This window comes from Nostoc sp. (assembly GCF_036917235.1).
GTDB lineage: Bacteria > Cyanobacteriota > Cyanobacteriia > Cyanobacteriales > Nostocaceae > Nostoc.
Genome location: NZ_JBALDU010000014.1, coordinates 20,762 through 37,112, shown reverse-complemented (window position 1 = coordinate 37,112; position 16,351 = coordinate 20,762). Strand labels below are relative to the sequence as shown.

Below are 16,351 nucleotides of genomic sequence, written 5' to 3'. Positions count from 1 at the left end.
CTCAGTTGCACTCAATTTAATAAATCCTCAACATTTAAGAAACTGGTTTGCTAGTTGCTGCTACTGTACCTCATAACAGCCGTAAATGCTGTATTACAAACACTAATACCAACCAGAGTGGATGCCTTCGACCATCTTTGGTTCTAAAATCTTCCACAAGCCGCAGTTGTTCAATCAGAGAACTACCCATAATTTTCCTCCCCTCAACACTTGCAATTTTACCTGTTTTAGGGAATGAATCAGCCCTGCTTAAAAAGGGGGGAAGCAGAATCAAAGTCCCCCTTTTTAAGGGGAGCCACTGCGGTCTTCTCCCAAGGGGAGACGCCAAGGGCGATAGCGCAGCGTTAGCGAGTCTGCGAGCGTCTGGGGTCTCCCCAAGTGGAGCAAGTGGCGTGGATTTAGGGGGATCTATAACGTTTTGCTACCGACAAGAGGACTTTTCAAACACCCTGTTAGGGGAAGTGATTATAATACGATTCCATTAAGGTTTTTTGATGAAAATTATAGATCGCAAAAATGTGAGAAATCATCACAAAGACACGATTCATCGCGTATTGTAGAGACGGCGATTCATCGCGTCTGTATTTTAAAGACAACGATTCATCGCATCTCTTGCTCTGGAAAAATTTCTTGAGTTAGAGATTTTTTAAATGCTAACGTCTACAAGGTGACACAGGATTTGGAGCGGTTTTTTTAACTATGAAGCATAGACACAAAGTAGCTTTTAGCTTAACATCGCTGATCGGTCTTAATTTAATCTCTAGCTTAGTCGCATTTGATGAGGCCATCGCTGCACCACCGAGAACCCCAGACAAAAGTGTAAATTGCGAAATTTTAGTTGTGGGTGGTGGACTTTCTGGTGTAGCCACAGCTTACGAGGGGTTGCTAGCAGGGCGAACAGTTTGTCTCACAGAAATTACTGACTGGCTGGGAGGACAAATTTCTGCTCAAGGGACATCTGCGTTAGATGAACGCCCAACTCAACGAGCTATGAAATTCTATTCTCGCGGCTACCTAGAATTGCGAAACCGCATTGGGCGTAAATACGGTAAGCTTAACCCCGGTGACTGCTGGGTAAGTGAATCGTGTTTTCTTCCCCGCGATGCTCACACTATTTTGACCCAGATGCTTAAAGATGCCGAAAAGCAGGGCAAAGGGAAGTTGCAATGGTTTCCCAACACAGTAATTAAAGATTTGGAAATCGCTGCTGATGGCAAAATAATTAATAGTGCGATCGCAATCCAACATCAACCACCAAAAGGCGCACCACCTCTCAATACTTTTACGTTATCTCAAAGTATTGAAGATTCTTATAGCTACGAAAACTCATCTCGATTTACCAAAACTATTGTCCGTTTCATCCCCAAACCAGTGAAAGAGGATGCTCCTAAATGGTATGTCGTAGACGCTAGCGAAACCGGAGAAATTATCGCCCTTGCTGATGTTCCTTACCGATTAGGTATTGATGCTCGTTCTTACCTAGAACCTTCTGCTTCCAGCGCCAATAATGACCCCTATTGCCCTCAAGGTTTTACCTACACCTTTGCAATGGAGTCCACCAAGGAACCGCAACCGCAGACAATGCCTGCATTTTATCCACAATATGCGCCATATTTCAGCTATGAATTAACGCGACTGGCTAACTTTGATTTAGTTTTTACCTATCGTCGCATTTGGAGTCCAAAGAAAGGGAAAGCAGAAAAATTTGGCGGTGTAAGTTTTGATGCGCCTACACCAGGCGATATCTCTATGCAAAACTGGACTTGGGGTAACGACTACCGCCCCGGAACAGCCCAGGATAACTTAATTTATACTCGCCAACAATTACAAGCTACCGGACAGTTAGAGCCAGGGGGTTGGATGGGAGGACTGCGGACAGAAACCCTGCGCGGTGCTGAGGAAAATGCTTTATCTTTCTATTACTGGTTGGTAGCTGGAACTACAGATTCTCAATTAGGGGATGGTGTCAAGAAGCAACAACCTAATAACCGCTTTGTTTCCGGTTTAAATTCGCCAATGGGGACAGTGCATGGTTTATCAAAATATCCCTATATGCGAGAAGGACGGCGGATCATTGGCCGCCCCAGTTGGGGACAAGCCGAAGGCTTTGGTATTGGGGAAATTGATATTTCCCGCCGAGATTATAACGATGAGTATTACTCAAAGACTCTGCCAGCAGATATGTATCGTCGCCTACGAGCAGCAGTTGCAGGTTTAGAAGCAATATCAGTAATTGACGGTAAAGTTCCACCAGACAAAGCAATGCGACGGACTCGTTCTACCATCTTCCCCGATGCTGTGGGTATTGGTCACTACGCCATAGATTTCCATCCTTGCATGGTAAATAGTCCCCCATCAGCCCCCGGTAACACAGAACGTCCAGGCGAAAGACGTGGTGCAGGTCAAGCTTATCCCTTCCAAATTGCTCTGAGGGCGATGATTCCCCAGAAAATCGACAATTTACTTGTAGGTGGCAAAAGCATTGCGACTAGTCATATTGCTGCTGCTGCCTATCGGGTACACTCCTTTGAATGGTCATCAGGCGCAGCTGCGGGAACTTTGGCCAGTTTTGCACTCAAAAATGCGATCGCACCTTACCAACTAGTTGATGATTTACCTAAACAAGAGCCACAACTAGAAGCACTCAAACGGCTTTTGCAACAAAATGGCAACCCTACCGCTTTCCCAGATACATCTATTTTTAACGAAAACTGGGATAATTGGAAATAGATTGTCATTGGTCATTGGTCATTTGTCATTTGTACTGAGCGACTCGTGCCGAGCATCTCGACTTACTTCGGCTGCGCTCAGTACAAGTCGCTCGATAGAGCCGGAGCCGAGGTAAGCCGCTGGCGCAGCCTCTCTGTAGAGAAGTATTGGTCATTGGTTATTTGCTAAGGACAAAAGACTAATGACCAATGACCAATGACCAATGACTAATGACAATAGACTAAACTAATTACTTATAGTGTAGTTTTGTAAAATTATCTTGACCAATTGTTTTATGGTTATGACACTTTCAGCAGATGTTTACGGGATGTCCACAGCACCAACTATAGCTCCTGAACGGTCTAATCAAGTTACCCGTAAAACTTATCCAAATTACAAAGTAATTGTATTAAACGATGATTTTAATACATTCCAACACGTGTCTGAATGTTTGATGAAATATATTCCGGGAATGAGTGGCGATCGCGCGTGGGATCTGACTAATCAGGTACACTATGAAGGTCAAGCGATCGTCTGGGTCGGGCCCCAAGAACCTGCGGAACTCTATCACCAGCAGCTGCGCCGAGCAGGTTTGACAATGGCACCTCTAGAAGCAGCTTAATTATTATGGGCAAACCCTCCGTAGATCCTCTCCGCACGGCTTCTCTACGAGACGCTACGCGAACACAAAAAGCTGCCAGACTGGTTTGGAATCACTCAACACACCTTTCTGGTCTTATCCCCATTTTAGAACGTCTTTGTCAGCAAGATGGCATCCAAACTGTGACGCCGGGAGTAATTGGGCGATCGAAGGGTCATTGTCCAAAAATGCAACTACGCGTCTCAGTACCCATTCGCGGCGGCTATAAAGTGATTGCACGGCAGGGTAAAACGGTACAAGAGGTCTTTATTTTAACAACTTTGCCCCAGGATCAACTAGAAGCTGCATTAGCGATCGCCATGAGATGTTAATTGCATACTCCATGCCCAATCCCCAATCACTATTCCTCAACCCGATGCACTGCAAATTTGTGTAGCGGTAGACTAACAATACAAGAAAAAGTTAAGAAATATGACAGAGCCGTAGTTATTTTCAAAGTCATGACTACAGATTCCCAGCCAGGTAAAACTATTTTTTCGATGCCAAAAGCTACACAGTAAACTAGCCAGTAACTAAAGCTCATTCTAAACAGAATTCGCTCTGTTTCTTCCATCTCATTTGTTTGCTGCTTACAATCCCACAGTAACAACAGTCCAATAATGCAAGCGACAAAGGAAACAGCAACTACAGATTCGTGACAAAATATATTTAACGAATGCATTTGTGTTTATTCCCACATTTTTTCAGTTGAAACTCAGTCTAAAGGAATATTCCTTGCGGAGCTACAAATTATTTACAAACCTCAATAGATTGAAGAGTGCTGAGTGAAAAATCTCACTTGCAACTCAGCACTCGTAACTCCATTAATCTGCAACACTAGTTGCCCAAATTGAAGCGTTTGCAACAATTGCTGCTTCATGTATAAGAAAGGTTTAAGTATTTCCGAGAAATGTATAAGCAATTGCTGCAAATGCTTAATACTTTGCAACAATTGTTCCTCCATGTATAAGAAGCGTTTAAGTATTTCCAAAAAATGTATAAGTAATTGCTGCAAATGTTTCATACTTTGCAACAATTGTTCCTCCATGTATAAGAAACGTTTAAATGATTGCAGCAATTGTTGCAATTAACTTATGAGTTAATCTTACTTAAAAAATCAAAATCTTTTAAGTAAGATTAACTGCCCTCATCCCCCAACCCCTTCTCCCAAATCGGGAGAAGGGGAGCCAATTTCAAAGTCCCTCTCCCAATTTGGGAGAGGGATTTAGGGTGAGGGCTTTTAATAAACATAATTTTGAGCCACTTTCCAATAACGCGAGAAGCGTTTCAAGTCAATATAGCCGTCATAGTCAAAAAATGGTTCTACCTCTGACACTTCCACTGCTATAGAACGCTCCATTTGATTACAGATATCATCAAATCGGGGACTGGGACTATTAGCTGTGACAACTAAATTGGCATCATGTTCTTGAGCGAAAGCTAAAATTTCTTGTGCTACATTGCCACGGCGAATAACAACAGGTAACTCTAGCAAACATTCGTAGATAAAAGTCAGACGTTTAAGACTCAATTGCCATTCTTCTATCAAAGCCTCATCCCAAACCCAGATAGCTGGGGCATCCGGGTATTTGTGTAATGCAGGATTATTTGGACTGAGGCAATCTCCATGTACCCAAACAATTGGTTTATTCATTTTTTACTTTTTACCTTTCTTTCCACGCTGCCAACTTTGGCTATTGGCTTGTTTGCTAAATTCACCTTTAGGAAAAAGTCGCTGTTCTAATTCTTCATAACTGCCTTCAAAATCACAATGACCGTAAAGGGGACATTTCTGGCAATAAATGCCTTCGGTGTAACGTTCTAAGTTCTCACGATTGAAAAAATACGGTTTTTGACTAAAAGTGCTAGCAACCCACTGCCATGACATATTATTACTAGCAGGATCTCCATCTAAAAGATGTTCGAGAAACCACTTGGCTCCTGCTTGCCAACGAATACGCCGCCAATGAATAATATAAGCCGCTAGCCACATTCGGGCGTGGTTATGTAGATAACCAGTTTCTCTCAAATCACGACTGAAACTGTCAATGCAAACCCTGCCTGTAGTTCCTTCTCTAATATCTTGCGGCAATTCGGGTACATATTCGCCCACAGTGTAACCAGTTTTGTAATCTTCCTGGTCTTTCCAGATTTCATTCCCTAACTTTATATACAACCGTTGCCAATAGTCGCGCCAACCTAACTCGTTAATTAGTTTGGTAGCATCGTTTTGTTGCTGTAGCCGTTCAAGGACATAATCTCGAATTTCTCGCAAACTCAAAACACCATAGCGGATGTAAGGTGAAAGACGCGTGACTGCACCTGTGAAGAAATTACGTGTTTGGGCGTAGCGAAGGGGATCGATTTTTTCCAGCGCTGTTTGTGCCGCTTTGCGTCCCCCTAGAGTTTCGCTGATGTGGCGATCGCGTTCTGCTGCACCTGGGAATTGTTCGCGCAGGTAGGCTACCAACTCATCGCGGTTGGTAAATTGGCGTTGCATATCTTTAGGCATTATCAGCAAATATGAATGGGTGCGTAGGCATAGCTCAATCTATGTACAATTGTAAAGCGATATCTAAGGGCGGGCTACGCCTACACAATTTCTCACACCCCCATTATGAGCAACATTCCCCAAATTGGACAACCAGCACCAGATTTCTCCACCCCTGACCAAAATGGCAATGCAATCACTCTCGACGACCTCAGCAGTCAATGGGTTGTCCTCTACTTCTACCCCAAAGATGACACCCCCGGTTGTACCACTGAAGCAAAAGATTTCACCGAGTTGTATCAAGACTTCAGCGCAGTGGGAGCGAAAATCTTAGGCGTAAGTCCAGATTTGGGGAAGTCTCATTGTAAATTTATCAGCAAACATAACTTGTCAATCACCCTTTTAAGTGACCCAGAACATCTTTTAATTGAAGCCTACGGCGCTTGGCGATTGAAAAAATTTATGGGCAAAGAATATATGGGTGTTGCTCGGTCAACTTTTCTAATTTCACCTGATAGAATTATTGTCTATACTTGGCCCAACGTAAAAACCAAAGGTCATGCTCAAGCAGTTTTGACTAAATTACGGGAATTAGCAGCCACGTAACGCGACTGGATGCTAGAAACTGCTAGGGTGATAATTAAAGTCAGAAACAAACATGATTCAAGTCATCCAAGCCAAAAATGTTACTCTTGCCTACTTAAAGAAAAAATTTGCTCTCTATAAATCTGAAGATGAGCAATTTTTTACAGAGTGGTTTGACTATATCCCTGAAATTTCCGAATTAGAAAAGCAATATTTAGACAGAGTTAAAAATAACTATCTTAACGTACTTGAAAATGCTCCTCTTTTAGAAGAAGCAGTAAAATTAGTAGTATTATCTCCGTTACTAGATTTAGCTGGTTTTTATCGTCCTCCTTTCTATATTGCTACTGAAGAAAGTGTAGAAATTAGTGAAAGTTTTATCATTGATAATGAAGTAAATACCGAAAATACTAAAGAAATTATTAAAGGTAAAATTGATGTTTTAGTTCTCCAAGATCAGCTATGGTTACTGATAATTGAATCTAAAAGGTCTAGTTTTTCCTTGGCAAAGGCGATTCCTCAAGCACTAACTTATATGCTGGCAAATCCTCAGCCTGAGCATCCTGCATATTCCTTGGTAATGAATGGAGAAGATTTCCAATTTATTAAGTTAATAAAACAAGATAAACTAATGTATGCTTTATCTGATAGATTCACTTTATATAGACGTGAGAATGAATTATATAAAATTTTGAATATATTAAAAAAAATAGGTCAAGTTTTAAATTAATTATCTTTGCTCTTTCTATCTAGTCGTATGTCAAATTTAATATATCTGACCAATTTACACTTTTGAAACGAGAAAGTGAACTGTATCAAGTTCTAAGCGTATTAAAAAACTTGAGTCAAAGTTTGAGTTAGTAATTATGTCTATTCGTCCTATATACCTTGATTGTCACGCTACTACACCCGTAGATGAACGAGTATTAGCAGCAATGATTCCCTACTTCACAGAAAAATTTGGCAACCCAGCAAGTATTAGTCATGTTTATGGTTGGGAAGCAGAAGCTGCTGTGAAGCAAACGCGAGAAATTTTAGCAGCAGCAATCAATGCCACACCAGAAGAAATTGTGTTTACGAGTGGTGCAACGGAAGCAAATAATTTAGCTATAAAAGGTGTTGCGGAAGCTTATTTTAAAAAAGGTCAGCATATTATTACTATTGCCACTGAACATAATGCAGTTCTCGATCCTTGTAATTATTTAAAAAGTCTTGGTTTTGAAATTACTATTCTTCCTGTCCAAAAAGATGGATTGATTGATTTAATTGAGTTAAAAAAAGCTTTACGTCCTGAGACGATTTTAGTATCAGTGATGGCTGCAAATAACGAAATTGGGGTGTTACAGCCTTTGGCAGAAATTGGGGAAATGTGCCGCGAACACCAAATTCTATTCCACACTGATGCAGCGCAAGCTATTGGTAAAATTCCCTTAGATGTGCAAGCGATGAAAATTGACTTGATGTCGCTAACAGCACATAAGGTATATGGGCCCAAAGGTATTGGAGCGCTATATGTCCGCAGACGCGATCCTAGAGTAAAACTGGCTCCCCAGCAGCACGGCGGCGGACATGAGCGGGGGATGCGTTCTGGTACATTGTATACACCGCAAATTGTCGGCTTTGGCAAAGCTGTAGAAATTGCTTTGGCTGAACAAGCGACAGAAACCCAACGTCTCACCCAATTAAGACAAAGATTATGGGAACAGCTTTCGCAAGTTGAAGGAATTCATCTCAACGGACATCCTCAAGAACGATTGGCGGGAAACTTAAGTATCAGTGTTGAGGGAGTGGATGGAGCCGCGCTTTTGCTAGGATTGCAGCCAGTAATGGCCATATCTTCTGGATCTGCTTGCTCGTCGGCATATACTGCACCTTCCCATGTTCTCACAGCATTGGGACACCCCCAACAGCTAGCTTATGCCTCGGTGCGCTTTGGTATTGGACGCTTTAATACCCAAGAAGAGATTGATATTGTGGCGAAAAATGCGATCGCTACCATTCAAAGTTTACAAAATAAACGGTAAACATAAAAGTCAGCAAAGCCTCTTTTTTGGGTAATCGTATATTTAGGAAGAGATATTATCCGTGCGATTGTCCATATCAAAAACATTAAATTCAATTCCTTCTAACTTCAGCCTTAAAGCCTCTAATAAGAGGTTTACCCTTTCTTCGATAAAAATGGTTAGGGCATTTTCAGGAAGTGCATCGGCTCTTGACCATTCAAGAATCATCGTCGGTATAAGATGAGAACTTAACACTGTTTCTAAATCAGGCTCGTCATATTCTTTGAGATAATCTAATGGATTTTTATCGCTAATTTGCAAATTAGTAATTTGAGACAAATAGGCAATATTCATCAAGCTGTCACATTCTATTTGGCTAGCAATGCCACTTTGCTTAATAAAATTAACTGGAAATATATGATGTAAATTAGGCTTATCTGTTAGCAAATAATAAACATTAGATAAAACATCTCTATGAGGTTTTGCCCAATCTTGCGGCTTGTGGTTTGCATAAAGTGATAGTATTGCTCTGGATAAGCGACCTCTATAACTGTAGAAAGATTTTCTTATCGAATTCTTATCAATATCAAATTTATTGAATGAGTAAGTACTATTAGCCTTTTGTTGATTAACAAAGTATATATGTTCCCAGAGGTGAGTAGTGTTTGTTAGTAAGTCTGCATTATGAAAACTATAATACCAAAAGTATTTATTTAAAAAACTATAATCTGGTTTCTCATTCCGATAAAAGTATGCTGTGATAGTCAGGTATAAATATCGGTAAGGGATTAATCTTCCACCTTTAATATGCAAAATATTATCAAAGAAATCAAAAGTTTTAGCAATGGCTATTTTAAAATTAGACCATACAGCTTCAATATGTTCTGTTTTTAGCTTATTAAGATACATATCAGTAATATTTTGTATCCCAGCTTCGGGAAATTCAAGTTTTACCACTACAGCTAGCATCTGTAGCAGTGTCCAATTATCAATATTGGCATATTGACTACCAGAAATAGTTGTTTTAAATTTATCAAATAATTCCCTAAGATAGAACCCAGAGATATTATTTGTCTTATTTTCGGAGCGAAAGGTCTTAGCAACTACAATATCAAAGATATCCAAGGGTTTACCAGCTTGATTAATCCGCTCAAATATTTGACACACTTCTGCAACTTCAATACCTCTTAACTCAATAAAGGAAATTTTGTAATTAGCAAAAACATCTTTAATTCTCCTCAATTGTTGTATGTAAGGATGATCGTACTCTCCATTAACACTCGTATAAATACTTTTTTCTATTTCGCCATAGTTTTTTATAATATCTAGTAAACTGACAATTAGTTTATCTTGATAACGTTTTTTTCTACCAGTATTTGCTTTAAGTTGACTATCTTTATCATCTATTTCGTCCCAAAACAAGAACCTTTTTGCATAGCTTGTGTCATCAGTCGCATCAGTAAGTTCAATAGTCAAATCTATATATAGTGTTGGATCAAAATTTTCATGATTAGCAATTTTACCCCCATGTACTGAAGTTAATAGAGAAGTTGTTCTTTGTTGCCCATCTAAAATGTATTGGTATTCATGAGAGTGAAAATTATCGGCAAATTTTATACCACCTATTTCCCTATGACTTTCTAGCTTGGTATTAGTTTTCCAAATTAGAATACTTCCTAAAGGGTAAAACTTATAAATACTATCCCAAAGTTTTTTAACATTCTCTTTATCCCAAACAACATTTCTTTGAAAGGTTGGAATTTGATACTTATTTGATAGAAGATTTTCTAAATAGAGAGCAATACTCTGAGCATCCGGCTTAATGCGTTCAGTAGATGTAAACATTGAAATATCCTTACCTAACTTTGAGTAAATATCAAGATTGGTGTGTGAATTTTACTTGTTTTAGTAAAATTCCATACAAGGGTAACTGATATTTAATTAAGTGGCAACTCAGATTTTAGCAAACCTCTGCAACCTTTCTTCCATACCAACGTTACCCTGTAAGCCGCCTGTGTGTACTAGCAACAAGCGATCGCCTCTACAAAAAAATCCCTGCTGTAGTAAATCCATCACTCCGTAAAACATTTTGGCGGTATATACGTAATCGAGGGGTACGCCATGTTCCTGTGTGAACTGTTGGCTGAACAGTAGTAACTCATCGTTCACCTTTGCATAGCCGCCGAAATGATAATCACATACCAATTCCCAGGAAGCGGGAGAATTATATGGTGTGGGTAAATTAGAGGCGAGGTAATTTGTCAATAAACTTTCGATTTCTTGTGCAAGAAATGCGCCATTTTTTAATACGGGAAAAGCGATCGCTCTTTGTCCTTCATGCAACGATAGCGCAATCCCCGCTAGTGTGGTGGCTGTACCGCAGGCTACGCATATATGATTAAATGCGGGACGATCAATTATCTCTATACAGCCGCGCACACCATTTAAATTACTCCCACCTTCGGGAATGATAAACACCTCACCAAAACTTTGTCGCAGATATTCCTCTAACGCTGGTGTGTTGCGCTGTCGATACATTTCGCGGTTTAGATACACAAGCTGCATACCCTGTTGTACAGCAAAACTCAGCGTTGCGTTTAATGGTAGCCTCTCCTCTCCACGAATTACGCCGATGGTGCGAAAACCGAAAAGATTACCAGCCGCCGCAGTTGCATAGATGTGATTGGAATAAGCGCCGCCAAAGGTTAGCAGTGTTGTGAAATTTTTCTCTTTGGCCTCTAAAAGATTATATTTCAGCTTAAACCACTTATTGCCGTTAACCCACGGGTGCATGAGATCCAGGCGCAGGACATATAGTTCAACACCAGCGTGACGGGCGATTTCGCTGTTGATTTGTTGTAGAGGAGGAGTAATAAAGGTTAACGACATCTGTCAAGATTCTAACTTAGAATTTGCATTTTCTCACGTTCATTATCGAATATAAAAGTAATGATAAACATTGAGTAATTCAATGGTAAATCAAGCTAAATGATAAATAAATCTTTCTGATGATTAGCTTTAGAAATTGGCATTTTACTAATTGAGTGTTTCAGGTAAATATAAGAAACATAACACTCGCTCCAGATAATATTCTTTTGGAGAAAAGAAATGGTTGCACTCACACAGCTTACTCAAGTTATTTCCAATCCTGGACGTTTGACGATTGAAACTGTTGAAATTGCTCCTCAAACGACAGCTATCCGTTGTCTCGATTGGGATAGAGAACGTTTTGATATCGAGTTTGGTTTACGGAATGGTACAACCTATAATTCTTTTTTAATTCAAGGCGAAAAAATTGCCTTAGTTGACACATCTCACCGCAAGTTTGAGCAATTATATCTTGAGGTAGTGACGGGATTAATCGATCCAACTAAGATAGATTACTTGATTATTAGCCACACTGAACCAGACCACAGTGGCTTAGTGAAAGATATTTTGCAATTAGCTCCTTCCATTACTGTTGTTGGTGCAAAGGTAGCTATTCAATTTTTAGAAAATATGGTTCACCAGCCTTTTAAATCAATGCAGGTGAAAAGTGGAGAGCGCTTAGATTTAGGCAACGGACACGAATTAGAATTTATTTCTGCACCTAACTTACACTGGCCTGACACAATTTTGACCTATGACCATAAAACTTCCACTCTCTACACTTGCGATGTGTTTGGGATGCACTACTGTGATGACCACACTTATGATGAAAATATTACCTTACTTGAGGAGGATTTTAAATATTACTATGATTGTCTCATGGGGCCTAATGCCCGGTCTGTCTTGGCAGCTTTAAAGCGGATTGAAAAGTTAGAAATAGCAACAGTTGCTACAGGACATGGCCCTTTATTACAAAACTATATTTCCGAATGGTTGGGACGGTATCAAAACTGGAGTTTAGAACAAGCAAAAACAGAGACTTTAGTGGCTCTATTTTATGTTGAAGATTACGGGCATAGCGAGCATTTAGTCCGTAATATTGCACATGGATGCGCGAAAACAGGCGTGGCAATAGAATTAGTAGACTTCAATAGTACCGAGCCTCAAGAAGTTCGAGAATTAGTTGCACAAGCCTCTGGTTTAATAATTGCCATGCCAGCCCAATCTTCGGTAATGGCTCAAGCGGCTTTAAGCACTATTTTAGCTGCTGTTCATAAGAAACAAGCAATTGGTTTATTAGAGTCGGGAGGAGGAGAAGATGAACCAATTTACCCGTTACGCAATAAGTTTCAAGAATTGGGATTAACTGAAGCTTTTCCACCTATTTTAGTTAAGGAAATTCCTACCCAAGCAACGGAACAACTTTGTGATGAAGCGGGGACAGATATGGGTCAATGGTTAACCCGCGATCGCACCATTAAACAAATCAAATCTATCAATACTGAGCTAGAAAAAGCTCTAGGGCGTATTACCACAGGATTGTACATCATCACTGCCAAAAAAGGAGAAATTCAGAGTGCAATGCTGGCTTCGTGGGTGACACAAGCCAGTCTTGAGCCTTTAGGAGTAGCGATCGCAGTATCCAAAGATCGGGCAATTGAATCATTGATGCACGTTGGCGATCGCTTTGTTTTAAACGTTTTAGAAGAAGGCAAATATCAAGGATTAATGAAACATTTCCTCAAGCGTTTTGCTCCTGGTGCAGACCGATTTGCGGGAGTGAAAACATATCCAGCTAAAAATGAATCGCCCGTTTTAGCTGACGCTCTAGCTTACATGGAATGTGAAATTACTAGCCGTATGGATTGTGGAGATCATTGGGTAATTTATAGCACAGTCCAAACTGGAAGAGTCGCCAAACTAAATGCACTTACTGCCGCCCATCACCGCAAAATTGGCAATCATTACTAAATTTGTCATTGGTCATTCTCCTTGTCCCCTTGCCTCCCTTATTTGCCCTGCTTACCACAGACGCGATTCATCGCGTCTCCCAAAAAACTATGTATAAATCTGTTGAAGATACCCAGATTAGTATGTATGAAATCAATCGTGGGCGTGTTGTACGAACCTTGGAATTTATCCAAGATGTGATTGTGATTTCTTTGTGTATCGGTTTATTTAGCTTCATGGTACTTCAGGTGAGAGATATGTTTCTCTCCTTACTTCCACCTCTAGATTTCCATGCTGTTACTGCCGATATTCTCTTTTTACTTATCTTAGTTGAGTTATTCCGACTGCTGATTATTTACCTACAAGAACATCGAGTATCTATTGGGGTAGCTGTTGAAGTTTCCATCGTTTCCGCTTTGCGAGAAGTCATTGTTAAAGGTGTTCTAGAAACAAGTTGGAGTCAAGTTTTAGCAACTTGTGCCTTTTTATTAGTGCTGGGAATACTACTGTTTCTCAGAGTTTGGCTACCCCCGACCTTTGAAGGTATCGACCCGGAACAAGAAGCATCTAAACGCTATAGAAATAGAGCTAAGTCTGAATTAACACAAACCAATGGCCATTAAGGGAAAGCAGGGAAGCAGGGGGCAAGGGAGAGAATAAAAATTACCTCTTCTCTTTCCCCTCTGCTCCCTGCTCCCTGCCCCTCTGCCTCTTGTGCCCCATGCCCAATTCCCATATTAAGAGAGATTATTATGTCTGTTGCAACATTAACGCCCAACCATAGCAGAGATGTACAAGTTGCTGAAATTGGTAAAGATACTCTGATTTTACGATCGCGGACTTGGGACAGATTAAAATTTGAGGTGGAATATTCCCGCCAACGGGGAACTACAGCGAATTCTTATCTGATTCAAGCTGATAAAAAGGCTTTAATTGACCCTCCCGGCGAATCTTTTACCGAAATTTACCTTGAGCAACTAGCACAACATCTAGATTTCATCTCCCTCGATTACATTGTTCTCAGTCATGTCAACCCGAACCGCAGAGCAACCTTGCGAGTATTGCTCTCTCTGGTTCCTCAAGCCACTCTCATTTGTTCTCGCCCCGCCGCCAATGCTCTCAAAACAGCTTTTCCCGAATTTGAATCACCTATTCAAGCGATGCGATCGCAGGATACTCTAAATTTAGGACAAGGACATCTTTTATCATTTATCTCTGTACCGACTCCCCGGTGGGCGGATGGACTTTGTACCTACGATTCAGCTACAAAAATTCTTTACACAGACAAACTTTTCGGCGCTCATATTTGCGAAGATACTTTGTTTGATGAAGATTGGAAGGGTTTAGATGCGGAACGTCGTTACTATTTTGAATGTCTCCATGCACCCCAAGCGAAACAAGTTGAAGTAGCCTTAGATAAAATATCGCTTTTGGGAGCCAGATGTTATGCCCCAGCACACGGGCCAGTTGTTCGTTATAGCCTCAGCCGTTTTACTTATGATTACCGTCAATGGTGCCAAGGGCAAAAATCTCAAGAATTGAGTGTCGCTTTGCTCTATGCTTCTGCTTATGGAAATACAGCAATTATGGCGAATGCGATCGCTCAAGGTTTAATCCAAAATGGAGTTAATGTAGAATCAATCAACTGTGAACTAGCCGATTCTGCGGAGATTAACCGCATTGTAGAATCCTGTGATGGCTTGATTATTGGTTCACCCACATTAAGCGGCCATGCACCGACTCAAATTCAAACAGCTTTAGGAATCGTCCTCTCGGTGGCGGCTAAAACTAAGTTAGCAGGGGTGTTTGGTTCTTATGGCTGGAGTGGCGAGGCAATTGATTTAATCGAAAGCAAGCTCAAAGATGCTAATTATCAACTAGGATTTGAAACAATTCGGGTGCGTTTCAGTCCGACTCCTGAGATTCTTCAGCAGTGTCAAGAAGCTGGTGCTTTTTTTGCCCAAAACTTGAAGAAAACTAAAAAACTGCGGACTTCCCGCCACATTGTCACAGAAACCCATGTAGATCGTACCGAACAAGCGGTGGGGCGGATTGTTGGTTCTCTTTGTGTTGTGACAACTCGTGATGAAGAAACTCACAAAGGGGTTTTAACTTCTTGGGTATCTCAGGCAACTTTTAACCCGCCAGGAATTATGATTGCGATCGCTAACGAGCAAAATGCAGAGTTAATGCATCATCCCGGCGATAAATTTGTGCTGAATATCCTTAAAGAAGGAAGAAATGTCCGACGTTATTTTTCTCGTCATAGCACTTTGGGCGATAATCCCTTTGCAAATCTTGCCACAAAAACTGCTGATAATGGTTGTTTGATTTTGAATGAGGCATTAGCCTATTTAGAATGTACAGTGCAAAATCAACTTGAATGTGGCGATCGATGGTTAATTTATGCCGTCATCGATCGCGGCGAAGTGTTAGAAAATGATGGTGTCACGGCTTTGGAGCATCGAAAATCTGGCAGCTATTATTAATCTGACTTTTTATAGTATGTAGAAAACCTCTCTCTAAATCTCTCTTCTAAAAGGAGAGAGATTTTGAATTTTCCCCCTTCCCGCGTCGGTAAGGGGGTTAGGGGGTTAGGTTTTTCGTGGGCTTTCCTAAATAACGAATTTTTCCACGCACTCTTGGAAACGAAGGCGAGTACGTCGATTCTCCTATAAGACTAGGGTGTATACACAAGTCTTTTAAAGTTGCAATCTTATTGTTTCGCCTGACAATGCCATTGTTCCGGCTGACACTTAACTCATTATTGATTGCACGAACGAGCGGGTTATATATTTTAATATTATCAAAAATCTACTTCTTATAATATTTAATAATATTTTAATGTTATTTGTATATATTTCAAAAGTAAAAATTTGAAAAGTGTTTAGTTTTGTAAAAAATGTGAAGTACCACTTATCAAAACCATAGTGTATCTATAGACTTAAAGTAGTTTGAAAATTTCAAAAAGTAGTTTTTCAAGGAATAAAGTCCTTACTCATAGCTAAGTAATTGTTAAAATTTCAATTTTTAGCTTGATAAAAGCTGCAACTATCCTCAGCCGATGCATCGACTGAGATATTACTACTATGTGAATTCTGTACA

14 protein-coding genes are annotated in these 16,351 nt (G+C 40.3%); 9 read left to right on the top strand and 5 right to left on the bottom strand.

Annotation, left to right across the window (positions count from 1 at the left end):
* The first annotated feature begins 699 nt into the window (after nt 1-699).
* The 3 genes from V7K44_RS05055 to V7K44_RS05045 all read left to right on the top strand — a co-directional run bounded on the left by V7K44_RS05055 (nt 700) and on the right by V7K44_RS05045 (nt 3,681).
* Complete coding sequence (locus V7K44_RS05055; RefSeq protein ID WP_334929244.1) at nt 700-2,730, top strand: FAD-dependent oxidoreductase; 2,031 nt, start codon at nt 700-702, stop codon at nt 2,728-2,730.
* 274 nt (nt 2,731-3,004) lie between these two features.
* Nucleotides 3,005-3,331 carry an ATP-dependent Clp protease adapter ClpS gene (clpS, locus tag V7K44_RS05050; RefSeq protein WP_334929242.1) on the top strand — a complete coding sequence of 109 codons (327 nt, stop codon included), beginning with the start codon at nt 3,005-3,007 and terminating at the stop codon, nt 3,329-3,331.
* A gap of 5 nt (nt 3,332-3,336) precedes the next feature.
* A complete protein-coding gene (locus V7K44_RS05045) occupies nt 3,337-3,681 on the top strand; it encodes a DUF2103 domain-containing protein (RefSeq protein ID WP_289798576.1) in 345 nt (114 codons plus the stop codon).
* 29 nt (nt 3,682-3,710) lie between these two features.
* On the opposite strand, the gene V7K44_RS05040 is transcribed toward V7K44_RS05045, so the two are convergent.
* The 3 genes from V7K44_RS05040 to V7K44_RS05030 form a co-directional block, all read right to left on the bottom strand.
* Complete coding sequence (locus V7K44_RS05040; protein ID WP_334929240.1) at nt 3,711-4,031, bottom strand: hypothetical protein; 321 nt, start codon at nt 4,029-4,031, stop codon at nt 3,711-3,713.
* A 558-nt stretch (nt 4,032-4,589) separates the two neighbouring features.
* Nucleotides 4,590-5,003: a hypothetical protein gene (locus tag V7K44_RS05035; RefSeq protein WP_334929238.1), complete on the bottom strand. Its 414-nt coding sequence runs from the start codon at nt 5,001-5,003 to the stop codon at nt 4,590-4,592.
* Nucleotides 5,004-5,006: 3 nt separating this feature from the next.
* A complete protein-coding gene (locus tag V7K44_RS05030; RefSeq protein WP_334929236.1) occupies nt 5,007-5,861 on the bottom strand; it encodes an FAD-binding domain-containing protein in 855 nt (284 codons plus the stop codon).
* A gap of 105 nt (nt 5,862-5,966) precedes the next feature.
* Between V7K44_RS05030 and bcp the strand changes: the two genes are divergently transcribed.
* The 3 genes from bcp (at nt 5,967) to V7K44_RS05015 (ending at nt 8,449) form a co-directional block, all read left to right on the top strand.
* Nucleotides 5,967-6,446, top strand: a complete 480-nt coding sequence (bcp, locus tag V7K44_RS05025) for a thioredoxin-dependent thiol peroxidase (RefSeq protein ID WP_334929234.1) — start codon at nt 5,967-5,969, stop codon at nt 6,444-6,446.
* A gap of 52 nt (nt 6,447-6,498) precedes the next feature.
* Nucleotides 6,499-7,155: a type I restriction endonuclease gene (locus tag V7K44_RS05020; RefSeq protein ID WP_334929232.1), complete on the top strand. Its 657-nt coding sequence runs from the start codon at nt 6,499-6,501 to the stop codon at nt 7,153-7,155.
* 136 nt (nt 7,156-7,291) lie between these two features.
* Entirely contained in the window at nt 7,292-8,449 is a 1,158-nt protein-coding gene (locus tag V7K44_RS05015) for a cysteine desulfurase family protein (protein ID WP_334929230.1), read from the top strand.
* A 42-nt stretch (nt 8,450-8,491) separates the two neighbouring features.
* Here the strand turns inward: V7K44_RS05015 and V7K44_RS05010 are convergent, their stop codons facing one another.
* On the bottom strand, nt 8,492-10,273 hold the full coding sequence (locus V7K44_RS05010) for a GmrSD restriction endonuclease domain-containing protein (protein WP_334929228.1): 1,782 nt from the start codon (nt 10,271-10,273) through the stop codon (nt 8,492-8,494).
* 108 nt (nt 10,274-10,381) lie between these two features.
* A complete protein-coding gene (locus V7K44_RS05005; RefSeq protein ID WP_334929226.1) occupies nt 10,382-11,317 on the bottom strand; it encodes a 1-aminocyclopropane-1-carboxylate deaminase/D-cysteine desulfhydrase in 936 nt (311 codons plus the stop codon).
* Between the two features lie 219 nt (nt 11,318-11,536).
* Between V7K44_RS05005 and V7K44_RS05000 the strand changes: the two genes are divergently transcribed.
* The 3 genes from V7K44_RS05000 (at nt 11,537) to V7K44_RS04990 (ending at nt 15,735) form a co-directional block, all read left to right on the top strand.
* Nucleotides 11,537-13,267 (top strand): diflavin flavoprotein, encoded by a 1,731-nt coding sequence (locus tag V7K44_RS05000; RefSeq protein ID WP_334929224.1) that lies wholly within the window; start codon nt 11,537-11,539, stop codon nt 13,265-13,267.
* Nucleotides 13,268-13,356: 89 nt separating this feature from the next.
* Complete coding sequence (locus V7K44_RS04995) at nt 13,357-13,869, top strand: phosphate-starvation-inducible PsiE family protein (protein ID WP_334929222.1); 513 nt, start codon at nt 13,357-13,359, stop codon at nt 13,867-13,869.
* A gap of 129 nt (nt 13,870-13,998) precedes the next feature.
* A complete protein-coding gene (locus V7K44_RS04990; RefSeq protein WP_334929220.1) occupies nt 13,999-15,735 on the top strand; it encodes a diflavin flavoprotein in 1,737 nt (578 codons plus the stop codon).
* The last annotated feature ends 616 nt before the right edge of the window (nt 15,736-16,351 follow it).